Source organism: Virgibacillus byunsanensis (assembly GCF_042675965.1).
Lineage (GTDB): Bacteria > Bacillota > Bacilli > Bacillales > Amphibacillaceae > Virgibacillus_R > Virgibacillus_R byunsanensis.
In genome coordinates this window covers 37,892-54,956 of sequence record NZ_JBHTKJ010000021.1, presented here as the reverse complement: position 1 = coordinate 54,956, position 17,065 = coordinate 37,892, and the positions used below count along the sequence as shown (strand labels likewise).

The following is a 17,065-nucleotide window of genomic DNA, read 5'->3' as shown; positions in this document are numbered from 1 at the left end:
TGTAGTCTGGAAGGAGGGGGACTCATGGCCGAAAAAAAATTATCACAAACGAAAGAAAATGAAGGTGAGCTAACACTCGACCAAGCAAAAGAACAATTGCTTGAGTTAGGTAAAAAGCGGGGTGCATTAGCTTACGAAGAAGTAGCTGATCGTTTGTCTAATTTCGAAATTGAATCTGAACAAATGGACGAGTTTTATGGGTACCTAGCGGAACAAGGTGTAGAGGTAATTGGTGAGTCAGATGAAGATCCAAAAATGCAACAAATAGCAAAAGAAGAGGAATTTGATCTGAACGACTTAAGTGTACCACTAGGTATTAAAATAAATGATCCTGTTCGGATGTATTTAAAGGAAATAGGAAGAGTCGACTTATTATCAGCTGCAGAAGAAATTAACCTAGCTCATCGAATTGAAAATGGTGAAGATGAAGCGAAAAGACGTCTTGCTGAAGCAAACCTTCGACTTGTTGTAAGTATAGCCAAGCGTTATGTTGGACGTGGAATGCTATTCTTAGATTTGATTCAGGAAGGTAATATGGGATTAATTAAAGCTGTAGAAAAATTCGATTACCGTAAAGGATTCAAATTCAGTACGTATGCTACGTGGTGGATCCGTCAGGCCATAACAAGAGCAATTGCAGATCAAGCAAGAACTATACGCATACCTGTTCATATGGTTGAAACTATTAATAAGCTTATTCGTGTTCAACGTCAATTACTACAGGACTTAGGGAGGGAACCGACTCCAGAAGAAATTGGCTTGGAAATGGAACTGTCTCCTGATAAAGTTCGAGATATTTTAAAGATTGCGCAAGAACCAGTGTCATTAGAGACACCAATTGGAGAAGAAGATGACTCGCATTTAGGTGACTTTATTGAAGACCAGGAAGCTGTATCACCATCAGATCATGCTGCCTATGAACTTCTCAAAGAGCAACTAGAAGATGTATTAGATACACTTACAGATCGAGAAGAAAATGTATTAAGATTACGTTTTGGTCTAGATGATGGTCGTACTAGAACCTTAGAAGAAGTAGGAAAAGTTTTTGGTGTTACACGTGAGCGTATTCGTCAAATTGAAGCCAAAGCATTACGTAAACTTAGGCATCCAAGTCGTAGTAAGCGATTGAAAGATTTCCTAGAGTAAACAAGGACAGTCATTGCGCTCATTATTGTAGACAATGGCTGCTCTTTTGTATGATATAACGTATACATTGGGGTGGTTAGTCTGACTGAAAATCGCATTGCTACGATTGTTAAAGAAATTAACTACTGGAAAGAGCATAATCTACTCCCAAATGTATATTGTGATTTCCTTTTAGCATTATATACAAACGGTGAAGATCAGATTGAAACTGAACCAAGTACAAAATCACATAAAAAATTTAAACCAACAACATTTATTCAAATTATTTTATTGCTTTTATTGATACCGTTTTCATTTCTTGTTATTTATTTTACTCAATTTTCTATGGTATTGCAAATAAGTACGCTATTATTTTTTATTGGATATTCTTTTTGGATGTATCAGAATTTTAGAAAAGACAAGGACATGTATTATCATCTTTCGCTAATCGTGTTATTGTTCCTTCTCCTTTTAACAACCATGTTTTTGACCGGTCTGTTATGGAATTCGGATTGGGTAATTGCTATACTTCTGCTCATTCATTTTGTATCTTGGTTTATAATTAGTAAAAAAAACAATATTAAATACTTAAAAATTACTAGTGTATTCGGTATTATATTTACTATTTTTTATATTGTTTTATAAAATTTCACATCTTATCTCTTTAAACTAATAGTATTTTCGAGTAAAATGTATTTAGCTTTTTAAAATAAAATAGAATATGGGGATTACATAAGGAGGAAATACAATGAAGAGGAACCCAGTTATCCCTTATGCGTTAATAGCACTGATTGGGATACTTTTGGTAATTGTTTTATCAAGTATTGGTATAAATCAACGCGAGACTATTCAACAAGATGAAGAGGGTGGCAAAGAGCAACAGGAAGAAGCACAAGATGGTGAAACTAGTGATGATCCTGAAGCGATCTTTGAAAGTAATTGTGCAAGTTGTCACGGTGCAGACTTATCAAGCGGTTCAGCACCAGATCTAACACAAGTAGGTAATGATTATTCGAAGGAAGATATTCAAGATATAATTATTAATGGTAAGGGAAGCATGCCACCTGGAATGGCTACTGATGACCAAGCAGAGGTATTGGCGGAATGGCTCTCTGAAATGAAGTAATAATAACATATTCTATAGAATAGAAGCTTTCTGACTAAACGCAGAAAGCTTTTTTCTTAATAGTAGGAGATCATCATGATAAATAAATTAAAAATTTCTAAACGGTTAGAAACGGTTGCTTCCTACCTGCCTAAAGGAGCCTTTTTTGCAGATATCGGATCTGATCATGCATATTTACCTTGTTATACTTGTATGAGAGATTCAACCGCAAATGCGATAGCCGGTGAAGTAAATGAAGGTCCATATAATAGCGCACTTGAAACAGTTACATCTTACCAATTGTTGAACGCGATTGAAGTTAGATTAGGAAACGGCCTACACGTTTTAAAAGAGGATGAAATAGAACAACTTGTCATTGCAGGAATGGGTGGTTCTTTAATAACATCCATTCTCGAGGATGGCAAAAGGAAGTTAAATACTGTAACACGAATTATTGCTCAACCAAATGTAGATGCTAGAACTGTTCGAAATTGGTTAGTTGAGCAAAACTTCTATATCAGTAATGAAGACATCATCGAGGAAAATGGTCATATTTATGAAATAATTGTTGCTGACAAGAAAATGAACAATGTTAAAATAGACCTTACAGATAAACAACTATTATTTGGTCCTGTTTTATTAAAAAAAAGGACAAAGGTCTTTTATCTAAAGTGGCAGCACGAATATGATAAATTGTACCGGGTAGTTGAACAGATGAAACAGGCAACTAAACCGAACAAGGATAAAATTCAACAATTTGAAACAGAACTAAAATGGATGAAGGAGGTCTTGATTGATGAAACGGATCACTCTTAATTCAGATGTTTTTCAACTGTTAGAAGAATGGGCACCACGTTATTTAGCGTATGATTGGGACAACGTTGGACTGCAGATTGGCTCATTTACGAACCCTGTAAAAAAAATAATGGTTACCTTAGATGTTTTAGATTCTGTAGTAGATGAGGCTATTGAAAAAAATGTGGATTTAATTATTGCACATCATCCAATCCTTTTTAAATCGATAAACCAAATTGATGTAAATTCTCCTCAAGGTGCAATTATTCAAAAATTGATCAAATATGATATTTCTGTATATGCTTCCCATACCAACTTAGATGCAGCGCATGGCGGTGTAAATGACATGCTGTGCGACGAATTGTTAATGGGAAAGCGTGAAGTACTACTCCCAACATATACAGAACAGTTATATAAGATAGCTGTATATGTTCCTAGTACTCATGTAGATCAATTGAGAAGCGCACTAAGTTATAGTGGTGCAGGCCATATTGGTAATTATAGTCATTGCACCTTTCAAACAGAAGGACAGGGTACCTTTATGCCTCTTGAAGGTACAGATCCATATATTGGTTCTAAGAATGATCTCACAAAAGTTGATGAAGTTAAGGTAGAAACAATTGTACAAGAGAATAAGCTATCAAAAGTAGTAAGCTCAATGGTGAAAGCACATCCCTATGAAGAAGTTGCGTACGATATTTTCCCAGTTGAAAATGAAGGAGTTACGTATGGTATTGGTCGATCAGGAAAGCTGCAAACTGATATGAGCTTAAAAGATTTAAGTGAGCATGTAAAAAAAGTGTTGAATGTGCAACATGTTCGGGTAACAGGGGATTTAGATAAGAACATAAGTAAAATTGCAATTTTAGGCGGCAGTGGAGAAAAATACATTGATCAAGCAATAAAGCATGGTGCAGATGTGTATATTACTGGAGATGTGACTTTTCATACTGCTCAAGATGCATGGCAAAAAGGGCTCTCTATTATCGACCCAGGTCACCATGCTGAAAAGGTAATGATACAAGCTGTGAAACATTACATTGAAGAACAAATTCAAGATAACAGTGTTGAAATAATTACCTCCGTTTCCAATACGGATCCATTCCAGTTTGTTTAAAATGCTTAGGAAAGAGGAGTACCAAAATAAGTTAGCTGATGATTATAAATCATGATTATACAAAAGGAGCAATCGATAAATGAATTCAAACAAGTTTAAGGATTATACGTTTCATCCTGTCATGCTAGATGTTATTGAGCAACTACAATTTCACCAGCCAACAGACATACAACAACAGGTAATACCATCGATATTAAAAGGGAAAAGTGTTATTGGTCAATCACACACTGGTTCTGGAAAAACCCATGCTTATTTATTACCATTATGTAATAAAATTGATAGTACAAAGCGGGAAGTGCAATTTGTTGTTACTGCACCTACTCGGGAGTTAGCTACGCAAATTTATGAAGAAGTAAGAAAGATCATTGCATTTGCAGGTAAAAAAGAAGAGTGGTTTGCAAAGTTATTGGTTGGTGGGACAGACAAGCAGAAGATGATGGACAAGTTAAAGGAACCCCCACACATTGTTGTAGGAACCCCAGGGAGAATTCTTGACTTAGTAAAAGAAGAAGCTCTGTCTTTATATTCTGCAACGTCTTTTGTCATTGATGAGGCCGACCTTATGCTTGATTTAGGGTTTATTAATGAGGTTGATCAATTATTGATTCGCTCCAAAAAAGATGTTCAGTTACTCGTTTTTTCAGCAACTATTCCACAACGCTTAGAGCATTTTTTTAAAAAGTATTTAGAGAATCCATTACATGTAAAAATTGATGATGAACTATCTCCAGAAACAATGGAACACCGATTGATTCCCTTGAAGCATCGTGATAGTGCTACCGTGATCTTAGAATTGTCCAAGGCAATTCATCCTTATCTAGCCATTATATTTGCGAATGGAAAAGAGCATGCTAATAAATTAGCCATTGCTTTACAAGAGAAGGGCTTAAATGTCGGATTGATTCATGGGGGATTGTCACCAAGAGAGCGAAAGCGTGCATTAAAGGATATCCAACAGTTACGTTATCAGTATATTGTAGCAACAGATTTAGCATCAAGGGGTATCGATATTAAAGGTGTTAGTCATGTTATAAATGCACAGCTTCCAAAAGAAGAAGATTTTTATATTCACCGTGTAGGCAGAACAGCTAGAGCTGGATTAGAGGGAACAGCAATAAGTATTTATGAAGAAAAAGATATTAAACTTATTGAAAAATTAGAACAAAAAGGATTATCCTTTTTATTTTCTGATGTTAAAAATGGGCAGTGGGAAACATCAAAACCATGGAATGAACGTAATTTACGAACCAAAACATCTACAAATATTGATAAAGAAGCGTGGCAACAGGTTAAGAAAAACAAAAAGGTAAAGCCCGGGTACAAGAAAAAAATGAAAAAGCAGCAAGAATCCATAAAAAGAGAGTTAGCGAAAAAGGCTAAATATAAAAAGTAACTTATTAAACTAAGATGAAAGTTGGGGAAGCAATATGGTGAAAATAGGGTCACATGTATCAATGAGTGGAAAGAAAATGCTTTTAGGTTCAAGTGAGGAGGCGACTTCTTATGGCGCAAATACATTTATGATTTACACGGGCGCACCTCAAAATACGAGGAGAAAACCAATAGAGGAGCTTAATATTGATGCTGGCACACAACACATGAACGAACATGGTATAGCTGATATAGTTGTACACGCTCCGTATATCATTAATATTGGAAATACTGTAAAACCAGAGACATTTGATCTGGGCATTAATTTCTTAAGAAGTGAAATAGATCGAACTGCAGCTTTAGGTGCTAGGCAAATTGTGTTACATCCAGGTGCACACGTTGGAGCAGGTCCTGAAAAAGGTATCGAAAGGATTATTGAAGGTCTGAATGAAGTGTTGGAAAAGGATAAAGATGTACAAATAGCACTTGAAACCATGGCAGGTAAAGGCTCAGAGGTTGGACGAACATTTGATGAATTAGCTAAAATAATGGACGGGGTAACACATAATGAGAAATTATCTGTTTGTTTAGATACTTGCCATATTCATGATGCTGGCTATAACGTGGTAAATGATTTCGACGGTGTATTAAACGAGTTTGACAAAACTATTGGAATAGATCGTCTAAAAGTTATCCATGTAAATGATAGTAAAAATGAACAAGGTGCCCATAAAGATCGCCATGAAAATATTGGTTTTGGTCACATTGGATTTGAAGCATTACATCATGTAATCCACCATCCTCAACTAACAGAATTACCAAAAATTCTAGAAACACCATATGTTGGGGAGGATAAGAAAAATAAAAAAGCCCCGTATCAATTTGAAATTGAAATGATTAGAAATGGTGATTTTATTTCAGACTTAAAAGATAAGATTATGAATCAGTAAAAAGGAATAACGCTATTTTAGCGTTATTCCCTTGTTTTTTAGTTAAACAAATGGTCGATTCCATAGGATTTAATGATCTCGTTGAATAATTTTCGTGCTTTAGTAGCTGTTTCCTGATCTGTGATCTGTGTTAAATCACGAAACATTTTTGCGCGATCTGACGATTCAAACGGATTTATAGAATGACTTTTTAAGTAAGTTGTTATATCTTTTGCTTGTGCTTGGCTTATGTTAAAGCCATATTGTTTACTGTATTGGATAATCTCTTGTTGGGATAACGATTTCATCTTATTAATTATTAATTCTTTAAGGAAATTAGACATAATCATACTCCTTCATGCAGGATACATAGTAGTTACTATATGCAAGGTACATAAGAAAATTCACAAAAATCTTGAAAAAGAATGCTTCCATTTGATAATTACCAATAAACAACACCATTATTATTGTGAAGTATCCATAAACTAAGAAAGCACCTCAACTATAGGAAAGAGAGGTCATTTGTATATGGATGAATTTCAACGAAGAGAGAATGAAGTAGAAGAACCACCTAATCATGGTGAGGAAGAAAATAAGGATATTATTTCAACCGACCTTGAAGATTATCAAGGTTCCCCCCCTGGTGCTATCGATCCTTACAGCAAAAGAAATGAGGAAATGGCGACTGAATTAACTGCAGATGATTATGATGAGGCAATCAAAACAGGAGAAAAAGAAACAAATATGGGTACCCAAGTCAATAGTGCAGTTGGATGGGCAGCGCTCATATTATCATTAATTTCCTTTTTTATGATGCCTGTCATACTCGGTGGAGCAGGGATAATATTAGGGTTCATTTCTAAAAATCGAGGTGCAGATACGTTAGGCAATACTGCGATTGTTGCAGGTGCCATATCGATTTTAATAACCCTTTTTGTACTTCCTTATGTATAAAAAAAAAAGGGGCTGACTATATGTCAGCCCTTTTCCTAATTATTATGATACTGTGGGAAGTAATAAAATTCATTATTTTTCAGGATATGTGGATCTATATTTGGATTAATTTCTTGAAAATCAGTAAGTGTTTTTGTGATATCTATAGTGTGGAAATTGTCTTTGTTTAACTCTTCCATGATTGACAATACGGTATCCCCAGGCTGAACTTTTATTTTTATAATTGTATAATTACTGGTTGTATATTGTGTTTGTGGTTCATTTTCATCTTCAGGAGAAAATAATACTCCAATAGTTAAATCTTTATAAATACTGGCAAGAAATAATATAATAAAAAGTAAGATAGCCATGCGTTTCATATTATTTACTCCTTTTTTGAAACATTATTCTTCTTTAATACGTATAATTACTGTAAATGGAGGTGTGGAAAATAGAAATATTTTCATATAATTGGATTGGATTTGTAATAACTGGGTTGGGGACATTATTTTTAATTGGTGAAGTCTTAACCAATATGCGTGGTTTTTTTGCTTTATTAGGAATTGGATTTATTACCGTTTATTTTTCTGTCTACTTAGAAACAAGCTCCTTTATTATTATGCTTATTATTTATTTTGTTGGTTTAGTACTTATTATTATTGATGGTAAACTTGTAAATGATGGCACACTTGCAACAATTGGTTTGGGAAGCATGTTAACTGCGGTTGCATTAGCTGCGCCTAACTTTTTTGCAGGAATGTATGCCGTTATGGGTGTACTTGTTGGTGCCATTACTTCTCTACTGTTTTTAAAAGTTTTTAAACGCCGGGATATGTGGTCTAAAATTACCTTGGTAGATCGCCTTACCAAAGAAGAAGGCTACAGTTCAATGAATAGTTCATATGAAGGATTGTTAAATGAAGAAGGAGAAACATTAAATGATTTACGCCCAGTTGGAACCATACGAATAAAAAATAAAGATTACAGTGCCGTGTCAAACGGTCAATGGATTTCAAAAGGTACTTCAGTAAAAGTGGTGCACGTGGATGGAACAAGGATTCAGGTAGAAAAAATGAAGTAGTAATGCTGAAAAGATAACCCTCATTGGACGTATTAGTTCGTGGGTGTTATCTTTTTATTACATAAATAGTCAGAATGAGACAATTAATAATAGGGTATAGGTAATAAGATAATCGTTTTAGAAAATGGAATGTAAATTTAATGTAAATTTTTAATGTATCACTTTACAAAACTAAATGATTTATCAATAATAGATAAAGCATGCGACAAAATTCAACATAAACGAAGGGGTTGAGTAACCTTTGGAAATCGATGTACAAACACTTATATTTGAATTTATTGGTGGACTAGGAATTTTTCTCTTGGGAATAAAATATATGGGTGACGGATTGCAAAAGTCAGCAGGTGACCGATTAAGGGATATCCTTGATAAATTTACGAGTAATCCTTTTTTAGGCGTTTTAGCTGGTATTATTGTAACCATACTAATTCAGAGTAGTTCTGGTACTACTGTGTTAACTGTTGGCTTGGTTAATGCTGGATTTATGACATTAAGACAAGCAATTGGTGTTATAATGGGAGCAAATATTGGAACAACTGTGACTGCGTTTATTATCGGTATTGATATTGGTGAGTACGCTTTACCTATTATGGCAATTGGTGCCATGACTTTGTTCTTTTTTAGAAATAAGAAAGTTAATGCAATTGGACAAACTATATTTGGTTTTGGTTCTTTGTTTTTCGGTCTGGAATTAATGAGTAGTGGGATGTCTCCGCTACGTGAAGTACAAGCGTTTCAGGAACTGACATTAAACATGAGTAGTAATCCTATATTAGGTGTTGTAATTGGTACCGTATTTACATTTGTTGTACAAAGTTCATCTGCAACAATAGGTATTCTGCAAGGACTTTTTTCTGAGGGTGCTATTGAATTAAGAGCAGCTGTACCAGTGTTGTTTGGTGATAATATAGGTACGACTATCACAGCGGTTTTAGCTGGTATAGGTGCTTCAGTAGCTGCAAAAAGAGCTGCATTTACCCATGTGATTTTCAATCTATTAGGTACTACGGTGTTTTTAGTATTTATAGGTCTATTTACTCAATATGTATCATTCTTGCAAAGCCAATTCGATCTAAATCCCGAAATGACAATTGCATTTGCACATGGTAGTTTTAATATAGCTAATACGATAATCCAATTTCCGTTTATTGGTGCACTTGCATGGTTAGTTACAAAAATCATTCCTGGAGAAGACGTTATAGTTGAGTATAAACCAAAGCATTTAGACCCTATATTCATCCAACAATCATCAACTTTAGCATTAGATCAGGCAAAAGCTGAAGTCATCCGAATGGGTGAATACGCATACAAAGGACTAGAATCAACAAGCCTTTATTTAAATACTCATCAACAGAAACATTCTGAGATGGCTATACAGATTGAAGGAGCTTTAAATAATTTAGACCGTAAAATTACAGATTATCTAGTGGAAATATCTGGAAGGTCTATGTCAGAAATAGAAAGTGCAAAACATACAGCATTGATTGATTCTGTTCGTGATATTGAGCGAATTGGTGATCACTTTGAGAATATTATAGAATTAATTGATTATAAAATTTCTAATAAAGTAGATCTAACAGAACAAGCACAAGAAGATCTGAATGATATGTTTGACTTAACCATAATGACTGTGCAACAGGCTGTTAAGGCTCTTGAGCAGATGGACAGAGAAGAAGCCTTAGCCGTTGTACAAAAAGAGGATCAAATTGATAAATTGGAACGTAAGTATCGTAAGAAACACATTATACGAATGAACGAAGGAGCGTGTAATGGTTCAGCAGGGATTGTGTTTGTTGACATTATAAGTAACTTAGAACGAATTGGTGATCACGCAGTAAATATTGCAGAAGAAGTACTTGGTGATAAGTAAAACGAATTTACACACGAAATATGATTATACTTACTTATAAAAGGTTTACTTGATTGGCGGCCTTTTCTTGATTATTATCAGGAAAGGTCGTTCATTTTTGTGATAATTTGCTTGTTTTTTAATAAATAATAAAATATCAATTGAAAATTAGCATCGTAAATGCTATAGTAATTAATGGTGTTTCAAATAAGTTTTGTGAATCACAAAAAATTTATTTGGGAAAAGTTATTGACAGATCATGTCGTACATGATAAATTATATTTCGTCGCTAATAATTTTTAACACATAAATATAGCAGTTTGAAACATAGTAGATACATTTAGAACAATACAGATTTCATTATTATTCCACAGTAGCTCAGTGGTAGAGCTATCGGCTGTTAACCGATCGGTCGTAGGTTCGAATCCTACCTGTGGAGCCTTGATGGCGGTGTAGCTCAGCTGGCGAGAGCGTACGGTTCATACCCGTGAGGTCGGGGGTTCGATCCCCTCCGCCGCTACCAATTTTATAAATCTCATATGGCGGTCGTGGCGAAGTGGTTAACGCACCGGATTGTGGCTCCGGCATACGTGGGTTCGATCCCCATCGGTCGCCCCATATAAGAAATTTAGGACCCTTAGCTCAGCTGGTTAGAGCTATCGGCTCATAACCGATCGGTCGCAGGTTCGAGTCCTGCAGGGTCCACCATTAAAACTCGGAGGAATACCCAAGTCTGGCTGAAGGGATCGGTCTTGAAAACCGACAGGGGTGTCAAAGCCCGCGGGGGTTCGAATCCCTCTTCCTCCTCCATACATAATTTCCGAGAAAAAGATATTTCAAGCGAGACCTAAATACCATAATAAGCATTTTATGGCTCGGTAGCTCAGTCGGTAGAGAGCCGTCACCACCTATGAATAAGCATCCAGGTGCAGGCTTGCGAGGAGTGAGACATCACCGAATTCACTTGCAACACGACGAGCACAAAGCATCAATGAGAAACATCAAAGTTATATTACAAGCGAGACCTAAATACCATTATAAGCATTTTATGGCTCGGTAGCTCAGTCGGTAGAGCAACGGACTGAAAATCCGTGTGTCGGCGGTTCGATTCCGTCCCGAGCCACCATTTAAATGATGAACTACACGATAACAAGCGATTAGCTTGTTTATTTTTTTGGCATTATTTAGTAAACGGGCAAAAAGGAAGAATTTACACTATTTACATAGTAATTACATGCATATAATTTGCAAGAGTAATGAACCTTTGATAATGTTAATTTTAAAGGAATATTAATCCTTTTGATAACACATTATTGAAGGAGGAACTTAACCATGGCAAAATTTGAATTACCAGAGTTACCTTATGCATATGATGCTTTAGAACCTACAATTGACAAAGAAACAATGAACATTCATCATACTAAGCATCACAATACTTACGTTACAAAGTTAAACGGTGCTTTAGAAGGGCATGCAGAGCTTCAAGATAAATCACTTGAGGATTTATTAAGCAATCTAGATGCTGTTCCTGAAGGTGTACGCACTGCTGTTAGAAATAATGGTGGGGGACACGCAAATCACAGCCTATTCTGGAAAGTCCTTTCACCAAACGGTGGCGGAGAACCAACAGGAGAACTGGCGGACAAAATCACTGCTAAATTTGGAAACTTCGATAAATTTAAAGAGGAATTTGAAACAGCAGCAAAAACGCGCTTTGGTTCTGGTTGGGCATGGTTAGTAGTATCTAATGGAGAAGTTGAAGTAACAAGCACACCAAATCAAGATACTCCAGTAATGGACGGAAAGACACCTATTTTAGGTCTTGATGTGTGGGAACATGCTTATTATCTTAAATATCAAAACAAGCGTCCTGAATATGCATCTGCATTCTGGAACGTTGTAAACTGGGATGAAGTAAGTAAAAACTATAACAACGCTAAGTAAATCATAAATAGAAAGGACGTGGGATTAAATCTCACGTCCTTTTTTTCTTATTGTATACGTATCTCTTTTGTATATCTAAGCATTATTTGATTAAACTATTATAGACAACAAAAGGGGTATTGATATATGCGTAAAGGATTACAACACATCTTCGGAAAGATTGATATAAATCGTGATCTTCTATTTTTATTGGTTATTGGTGGTCTTTACTCATTGGGGATTTTTCTTTCTAATACTTTTGTAAATATATATCTTTGGAAACAATCCGGCGATTATATAACCATAGCAATGTACAATTTAGGGATTTATTTGCTGCAACCAATAACCTTTATAGTAGCTGGGAAAATGGCAAAAAAAATGGACCGTGTAATTGTTTTACGTTTAGGGGTAATCTTTTTATCGCTATTTTTTTTGAGTGTATTATTAATAGGAGAAAAGGCAGCAACTTATAATTTCATCTTAGGCAGTTTATTAGGAATTGGGTTTGGTTTCTATTGGCTAGCCTTTAATTTACTGACCTTTGAAATTACAGAGCCAGATACTCGAGATTTCTTTAATGGATTTCTTGGTGTATTACAGTCTCTTGGTGGTATGATTGGCCCAATACTTGCTGGTACGATTATTGCTAACATGAAAGCAAATGTTGGATATAATACTATCTTTACCATTTCGTTTATATTATTCATTTGTGCGGTAATATGCAGTTTCTTTTTAAATCGCCGCCAAGCAGAAGGGAGTTTTCATTTTAAACGAATTTTGGAGGAGAGAAAGCATAATAAAAACTGGGGAAGAATATTAAACGCTCATCTATTTCAGGGGTTAAGAGAAGGTATATTCTTGTTTGTGATTGCAATATGGGTTTATTTGATAACTCAAAGTGAATTTGCGCTTGGAATGTTTAATTTATTTCTTTCAGGCCTATCCTTTATCTTTTACTTTATTGCAACACGATTTATTAAACCGTCAAATCGAAAAAAAGCAATCTTAATTGGTGGGATCATTCTATATTTTTCCTTGTATATCATATTGTTCAATATTAGTTATATGCTGTTGATCATTTATGCTATTCTCATTGGTATTGCTTATCCGATTATAAATGTGCCATATGTTTCTATGACTTATGATGTTATTGGCAAAGCATCGAAAGCAAAAGAACTAAGAGTGGAATACATTGTCGTTAGGGAGTTATTTGTCAATGCGGGACGAGTTACCTCTATTCTTATTTTTCTAATAGCAGTAAGTTTATCGTCTGCTGAAACAGTAATACCGTTTTTATTAGCAATATTTGGGGTAGGTCATCTTGTTATTTACTTCTTTATCAAGGATATTTATTTATCAAGTCCTAATAAAAAAGAAGTTATGATAAAAGAACAGTTAACAGATGAAAAAAATCGGTAGTACTATTAGAATTTACTTGAATAAATGATATAATAAGTTATGATTTGAATCTTTGATAATGGGGGAGCATTTATGGAGAAAAAGAAAAAGAAGAAATCACAACTTCCCTTCCGATTGAATATATTATTTTTTGTTGTATTTTTATTGTTTTCTGTATTAATTTTACAACTCGGAGTTGTTCAAATTTTAAATGGGGAAGATTTTCAAGAAGAAATTGACCGTACTATTAAGGATACAACTAAAATACCTGTACCTCGCGGAAAAATGTATGACCGATATAATAATGTCATTGTAGACAATAAACCTTTATATTCTATCACATATACACCAGCAAAAGGGACTCAAGCGGACGATCGACTTGATGTTGCTGAAAATTTATCTAATTATATTACCATGCTTCCCGATAATGAGGAAGAGAGGAAGGCCACCTTAAACACTATTACAGAAAGGAATAAAAAGGAATACTGGTACTTAAAAGACGAAGAAAATAAGGAACTAGCAGATAGTCGAGTACCACCAGAAGAAGCAGCTGACATGAGTAATGCCGAGCAATATAATACTATGCTAGATCGTATTACTGAAGAAGAAATCAGCGGTTTATCAGAAAAAGATAACGAAATCATCCTGATAAAAAAGGAACTCGACAAAGCGTATTCATTAACACCGCAAATTGTTAAAAATTCAAATATTACACCGCAAGAATATGCACAAGTTGCAGAACACTTAGATGAGTTACCTGGAATTAATGCAACAACTGATTGGGATCGTGAGTATACGTATGAAAGTACATTTAGTAACTTTATAGGTAGTATTACATCACAGGAGCAAGGGATACCTGCTGAAAATAAACAATATTATCTGACAAGAGGTTACAGTAGAAACGATCGTGTTGGGAGAAGTGGGTTAGAAGAACAATACGAGAATATTTTGCGTGGCAGAAAAGAGCAAATACAGTATACAACTAACAAAAATGGTAATGTAATAGATTCAGAAGTAGTTGTGGAGGGCGAGCGTGGAAAGGACTTAGTCTTGAGTATCGATATGGAATTTCAAGAAAAGGTCGATACTATAGTCCGTGAAGAGCTTGATGCAGCTATAAAGAAACACCCGTATCAAAATCGCTATATGAAAGATGCGCTTGCTGTAGTATTAGATCCGCAAACAGGTGAAATATTGGCTTCAACTGGTCAGCATTATGATGGAGAAGGATTTTCTGATGCCGCATTTAAAACGCTTTATGACCAGCACCGTCCTGGTTCCGCAATCAAAGGAGCAACCGTTTTATCGGGGTATGAGTCAGGTGTAATTACACCTGGACAAGTATTTAATGACCGAACGATCAAAATTGCTGGTACACCAGAAAAAAGTTCCTATCGAAACCTAGGACTGGTAAATGATTATGATGCCCTGCGTAGGTCTTCTAACGTTTACATGTTCTATATAGCTTTGAAAATGGGTGGAGAACATAGATATCCTTTTCCAAATGGTAGTAAAGCCGCATTTGATACAAGTGCTTTTCAAGAAATGCGTAATTACTTTAGACAATTTGGTCTTGGTTCAAGAACTGGTATAGATTTTCCATATGAAGCAACTGGATATGTAGGGGAGAGCAGTTCCAATCCAGGTTTGTTAATGGACTTTGCAATTGGACAATACGATACATTTACGACCATGCAATTGGCACAATATATATCTACTATTGCAAATGATGGATATCGTGTCCGTCCACATTTTCTGAAGGAAATACGTACACCAACTCCTTACGAGGATAAACTTGGATCAGTTTATAAAAGTGTTAACACCGAAGTATTAAATCGAATAGTAATGGATGACACACTTATCGAACGGGTACAAGAAGGATTTCGCAGGGCATTTCAAGCAACTGGAGGTACTGCTGTAAACTATTTTGGTGATAAAGATTATAACCCCGCCGGAAAGACTGGTACGGCGGAAAATGAAGTTTTTGAGGATGGTAGGAAAATTGACACGGAAAATCTTACATTAGTTGGGTATGCACCTTTTGATGAACCAGAAGTAGCATTTGCGGTAGTTGCGCCTAATACAGGCAAGGTAAATAATCAGCATCCTATTAGCAACCGGATTGGCGAGAGAATCTTGGATACGTATTTTGAAATGAAGGAAAATCGGGATGAGAACGTACAGGAGGATGCTGATAGTGATGAAGACGAAGCCGATGATGATGAAGATGAATAGATGAGAACTAAAACGCCTAACCCTCTTTAAAAGAAGGTTAGGCGTTTTTACGTTTTAGTTGGTAATTTCCTCGGCTATATCATAATGACTCATCTCACTCGATAATTCATACTCACCAATTTGTACTTTTAAACTATAGTCTTCATTCTCTAAATACTGTGTGAAATCAGAAGCGTTATCAATTATTTGATTATCGAATAATATATCACTAATTTCTGAAGGTGTTACGCCAGGATCGATCGATAATGTGTAAGTGCTAGTTGTATCTTCTTGTGTGTCATTTTCTTCCTCACTAGAGTTATTCTCATCTGACTGATTGGTATTTTCAGCTTCTTCGGTAGTTTCTTCTGTCTCCTCTTTCTCTTCACCTACAGATTTAGAGATATACTCCTGTTGTGTTAAAACATGATATCCATCGTCCTCAACAGCTACAATCAAATCTTCGATAGATGTTTCTTCAATTGCTGTGGTGGAATCTCCAGAAAAGTAAATTACGATCAAAAAAAGTACTCCTGCTGTTAGTAGTCCTAGTGAAAATGAGCGAATTGGTTGTTTCATTGTAATCTCCTTCATTTTTAGGTAATTAAACTCATTGGTGATTATTTTGATTCATTATGTAACAATTCTTCTGCCATATCGTCTGTTAGTAATTCCTCTTCTAAAACTTTTAATTTTTTCTTTATTTGATAATTATCTTTCATGGTTGATATAGAGAACTGTTCCAATTGGTTCTCCAAGTCTTCAAATTTATCATTCATAAAAAATGATAAAATAAATAAAACGACTGCTATGGTAATAATTGTAAGTGCTGCATAAATCATATTGCTACCTCCATTTCATATTCATTATTAGTTATAACATACAATTGAAGAAGTGAAAATACTAAGATTTTACCACTTTACATAGTATTGTCTTGATTGATTATCAATTTTCTGCTATTATAATTAAGTCTGAAACGATTTAATAGATGCCTACAAAGGAAGTTTTTATAGTTTGGAGGGAAAATCATGCGCGTAAATATTACTCTAGCTTGTACTGAAACAGGCGAACGTAACTACATTTCTACAAAAAATAAGCGTACTAATCCTGAGCGTTTAGAGCTTATGAAATATTGTCCACGTCTAAAAAAATACACATTGCATCGTGAAACAAAATAATTGTTTCGAAGTAAAAACCATGCTCTTACCAAAATTATTTTTGGTAA

18 protein-coding genes and 6 tRNA genes are annotated in these 17,065 nt (G+C 35.1%); 20 read left to right on the top strand and 4 right to left on the bottom strand.

Features of this window, described 5'->3' with window-relative positions; translation table 11 throughout:
• Positions 1–24: 24 nt before the first annotated feature.
• From rpoD to ACFQ3N_RS08870, 7 genes are all read left to right on the top strand, one after another.
• Positions 25–1,146: an RNA polymerase sigma factor RpoD gene (gene rpoD, locus ACFQ3N_RS08900; RefSeq protein WP_390361543.1), complete on the top strand. Its 1,122-nt coding sequence runs from the start codon at positions 25–27 to the stop codon at positions 1,144–1,146.
• Positions 1,147–1,218: 72 nt separating this feature from the next.
• Positions 1,219–1,770, top strand: coding sequence for a hypothetical protein (locus ACFQ3N_RS08895; RefSeq protein WP_390361541.1), 552 nt, complete (start codon positions 1,219–1,221; stop codon positions 1,768–1,770).
• Between the two features lie 103 nt (positions 1,771–1,873).
• A complete protein-coding gene (cccA, locus tag ACFQ3N_RS08890; protein WP_390361539.1) occupies positions 1,874–2,251 on the top strand; it encodes a cytochrome c550 in 378 nt (125 codons plus the stop codon).
• A 75-nt stretch (positions 2,252–2,326) separates the two neighbouring features.
• Positions 2,327–3,046: a tRNA (adenine(22)-N(1))-methyltransferase gene (locus ACFQ3N_RS08885; RefSeq protein WP_390361537.1), complete on the top strand. Its 720-nt coding sequence runs from the start codon at positions 2,327–2,329 to the stop codon at positions 3,044–3,046.
• Positions 3,027–4,142, top strand: a complete 1,116-nt coding sequence (locus ACFQ3N_RS08880; RefSeq protein ID WP_390361535.1) for a Nif3-like dinuclear metal center hexameric protein — start codon at positions 3,027–3,029, stop codon at positions 4,140–4,142. The genes ACFQ3N_RS08885 and ACFQ3N_RS08880 overlap by 20 nt, the downstream gene beginning before the upstream one ends.
• A 79-nt stretch (positions 4,143–4,221) precedes the next feature.
• Positions 4,222–5,535: a DEAD/DEAH box helicase gene (locus ACFQ3N_RS08875; RefSeq protein WP_390361533.1), complete on the top strand. Its 1,314-nt coding sequence runs from the start codon at positions 4,222–4,224 to the stop codon at positions 5,533–5,535.
• Between the two features lie 34 nt (positions 5,536–5,569).
• Entirely contained in the window at positions 5,570–6,463 is an 894-nt protein-coding gene (locus tag ACFQ3N_RS08870) for a deoxyribonuclease IV (protein ID WP_390361532.1), read from the top strand.
• 38 nt (positions 6,464–6,501) lie between these two features.
• Here the strand turns inward: ACFQ3N_RS08870 and ACFQ3N_RS08865 are convergent, their stop codons facing one another.
• Entirely contained in the window at positions 6,502–6,786 is a 285-nt protein-coding gene (locus ACFQ3N_RS08865; RefSeq protein ID WP_390361530.1) for a DUF2624 domain-containing protein, read from the bottom strand.
• Positions 6,787–6,970: 184 nt separating this feature from the next.
• Here ACFQ3N_RS08865 and ACFQ3N_RS08860 point away from each other — a divergent pair, with 184 nt between their 5' ends.
• Positions 6,971–7,396 carry a hypothetical protein gene (locus tag ACFQ3N_RS08860; protein ID WP_390361528.1) on the top strand — a complete coding sequence of 142 codons (426 nt, stop codon included), beginning with the start codon at positions 6,971–6,973 and terminating at the stop codon, positions 7,394–7,396.
• 35 nt (positions 7,397–7,431) lie between these two features.
• On the opposite strand, the gene ACFQ3N_RS08855 is transcribed toward ACFQ3N_RS08860, so the two are convergent.
• Positions 7,432–7,755, bottom strand: coding sequence for a hypothetical protein (locus tag ACFQ3N_RS08855; protein WP_390361526.1), 324 nt, complete (start codon positions 7,753–7,755; stop codon positions 7,432–7,434).
• A gap of 56 nt (positions 7,756–7,811) precedes the next feature.
• Between ACFQ3N_RS08855 and ACFQ3N_RS08850 the strand changes: the two genes are divergently transcribed.
• The 11 genes from ACFQ3N_RS08850 (at position 7,812) to ACFQ3N_RS08800 (ending at position 15,861) form a co-directional block, all read left to right on the top strand.
• On the top strand, positions 7,812–8,456 hold the full coding sequence (locus ACFQ3N_RS08850; protein WP_390361524.1) for an NfeD family protein: 645 nt from the start codon (positions 7,812–7,814) through the stop codon (positions 8,454–8,456).
• Between the two features lie 241 nt (positions 8,457–8,697).
• Complete coding sequence (locus tag ACFQ3N_RS08845) at positions 8,698–10,326, top strand: Na/Pi cotransporter family protein (RefSeq protein ID WP_390361522.1); 1,629 nt, start codon at positions 8,698–8,700, stop codon at positions 10,324–10,326.
• A 346-nt stretch (positions 10,327–10,672) separates the two neighbouring features.
• Positions 10,673–10,744: transfer RNA gene (locus ACFQ3N_RS08840), tRNA-Asn, on the top strand.
• 7 nt (positions 10,745–10,751) lie between these two features.
• Positions 10,752–10,828: transfer RNA gene (locus ACFQ3N_RS08835), tRNA-Met, on the top strand.
• Positions 10,829–10,847: 19 nt separating this feature from the next.
• Positions 10,848–10,923 (top strand) — tRNA-His (locus ACFQ3N_RS08830).
• Between the two features lie 13 nt (positions 10,924–10,936).
• Positions 10,937–11,013, top strand: a tRNA-Ile gene (locus tag ACFQ3N_RS08825).
• Positions 11,014–11,022: 9 nt separating this feature from the next.
• A tRNA-Ser gene (locus tag ACFQ3N_RS08820) sits at positions 11,023–11,115 on the top strand.
• Positions 11,116–11,355: 240 nt separating this feature from the next.
• Positions 11,356–11,431 (top strand) — tRNA-Phe (locus ACFQ3N_RS08815).
• Between the two features lie 206 nt (positions 11,432–11,637).
• Positions 11,638–12,249, top strand: coding sequence for a superoxide dismutase (locus ACFQ3N_RS08810; RefSeq protein ID WP_390361520.1), 612 nt, complete (start codon positions 11,638–11,640; stop codon positions 12,247–12,249).
• A gap of 126 nt (positions 12,250–12,375) precedes the next feature.
• A complete protein-coding gene (locus tag ACFQ3N_RS08805; RefSeq protein WP_390361519.1) occupies positions 12,376–13,647 on the top strand; it encodes an MFS transporter in 1,272 nt (423 codons plus the stop codon).
• 72 nt (positions 13,648–13,719) lie between these two features.
• Entirely contained in the window at positions 13,720–15,861 is a 2,142-nt protein-coding gene (locus ACFQ3N_RS08800; protein ID WP_390361517.1) for a peptidoglycan D,D-transpeptidase FtsI family protein, read from the top strand.
• A gap of 54 nt (positions 15,862–15,915) precedes the next feature.
• On the opposite strand, the gene ACFQ3N_RS08795 is transcribed toward ACFQ3N_RS08800, so the two are convergent.
• Together ACFQ3N_RS08795 and ACFQ3N_RS08790 are read right to left on the bottom strand one after the other, a co-directional pair.
• A complete protein-coding gene (locus tag ACFQ3N_RS08795) occupies positions 15,916–16,419 on the bottom strand; it encodes a hypothetical protein (protein ID WP_390361515.1) in 504 nt (167 codons plus the stop codon).
• 41 nt (positions 16,420–16,460) lie between these two features.
• Positions 16,461–16,682 (bottom strand): hypothetical protein, encoded by a 222-nt coding sequence (locus ACFQ3N_RS08790; protein ID WP_390361514.1) that lies wholly within the window; start codon positions 16,680–16,682, stop codon positions 16,461–16,463.
• 186 nt (positions 16,683–16,868) lie between these two features.
• Here ACFQ3N_RS08790 and rpmG point away from each other — a divergent pair, with 186 nt between their 5' ends.
• Entirely contained in the window at positions 16,869–17,018 is a 150-nt protein-coding gene (gene rpmG, locus ACFQ3N_RS08785) for a 50S ribosomal protein L33 (protein WP_390361513.1), read from the top strand.
• The last annotated feature ends 47 nt before the right edge of the window (positions 17,019–17,065 follow it).

What these genes read in the sequence shown, in the direction of transcription:
- ACFQ3N_RS08810 (WP_390361520.1), top strand. Translation starts at nt 11,638, where the DNA reads ATGGCAAAATTTGAATTACCAGAGTTACCTTATGCATATGATGCTTTA.
- ACFQ3N_RS08790 (WP_390361514.1), bottom strand. Translation starts at nt 16,682, where the DNA reads ATGATTTATGCAGCACTTACAATTATTACCATAGCAGTCGTTTTATTT.
- ACFQ3N_RS08855 (WP_390361526.1), bottom strand. Translation starts at nt 7,755, where the DNA reads ATGAAACGCATGGCTATCTTACTTTTTATTATATTATTTCTTGCCAGT.
- ACFQ3N_RS08885 (WP_390361537.1), top strand. Translation starts at nt 2,327, where the DNA reads ATGATAAATAAATTAAAAATTTCTAAACGGTTAGAAACGGTTGCTTCC.
- rpoD (WP_390361543.1), top strand. Translation starts at nt 25, where the DNA reads ATGGCCGAAAAAAAATTATCACAAACGAAAGAAAATGAAGGTGAGCTA.
- ACFQ3N_RS08805 (WP_390361519.1), top strand. Translation starts at nt 12,376, where the DNA reads ATGCGTAAAGGATTACAACACATCTTCGGAAAGATTGATATAAATCGT.
- ACFQ3N_RS08860 (WP_390361528.1), top strand. Translation starts at nt 6,971, where the DNA reads ATGGATGAATTTCAACGAAGAGAGAATGAAGTAGAAGAACCACCTAAT.
- ACFQ3N_RS08875 (WP_390361533.1), top strand. Translation starts at nt 4,222, where the DNA reads ATGAATTCAAACAAGTTTAAGGATTATACGTTTCATCCTGTCATGCTA.
- ACFQ3N_RS08865 (WP_390361530.1), bottom strand. Translation starts at nt 6,786, where the DNA reads ATGTCTAATTTCCTTAAAGAATTAATAATTAATAAGATGAAATCGTTA.
- ACFQ3N_RS08795 (WP_390361515.1), bottom strand. Translation starts at nt 16,419, where the DNA reads ATGAAACAACCAATTCGCTCATTTTCACTAGGACTACTAACAGCAGGA.
- ACFQ3N_RS08800 (WP_390361517.1), top strand. Translation starts at nt 13,720, where the DNA reads ATGGAGAAAAAGAAAAAGAAGAAATCACAACTTCCCTTCCGATTGAAT.
- ACFQ3N_RS08870 (WP_390361532.1), top strand. Translation starts at nt 5,570, where the DNA reads ATGGTGAAAATAGGGTCACATGTATCAATGAGTGGAAAGAAAATGCTT.
- ACFQ3N_RS08880 (WP_390361535.1), top strand. Translation starts at nt 3,027, where the DNA reads ATGAAACGGATCACTCTTAATTCAGATGTTTTTCAACTGTTAGAAGAA.
- rpmG (WP_390361513.1), top strand. Translation starts at nt 16,869, where the DNA reads ATGCGCGTAAATATTACTCTAGCTTGTACTGAAACAGGCGAACGTAAC.
- cccA (WP_390361539.1), top strand. Translation starts at nt 1,874, where the DNA reads ATGAAGAGGAACCCAGTTATCCCTTATGCGTTAATAGCACTGATTGGG.
- ACFQ3N_RS08850 (WP_390361524.1), top strand. Translation starts at nt 7,812, where the DNA reads ATGGAGGTGTGGAAAATAGAAATATTTTCATATAATTGGATTGGATTT.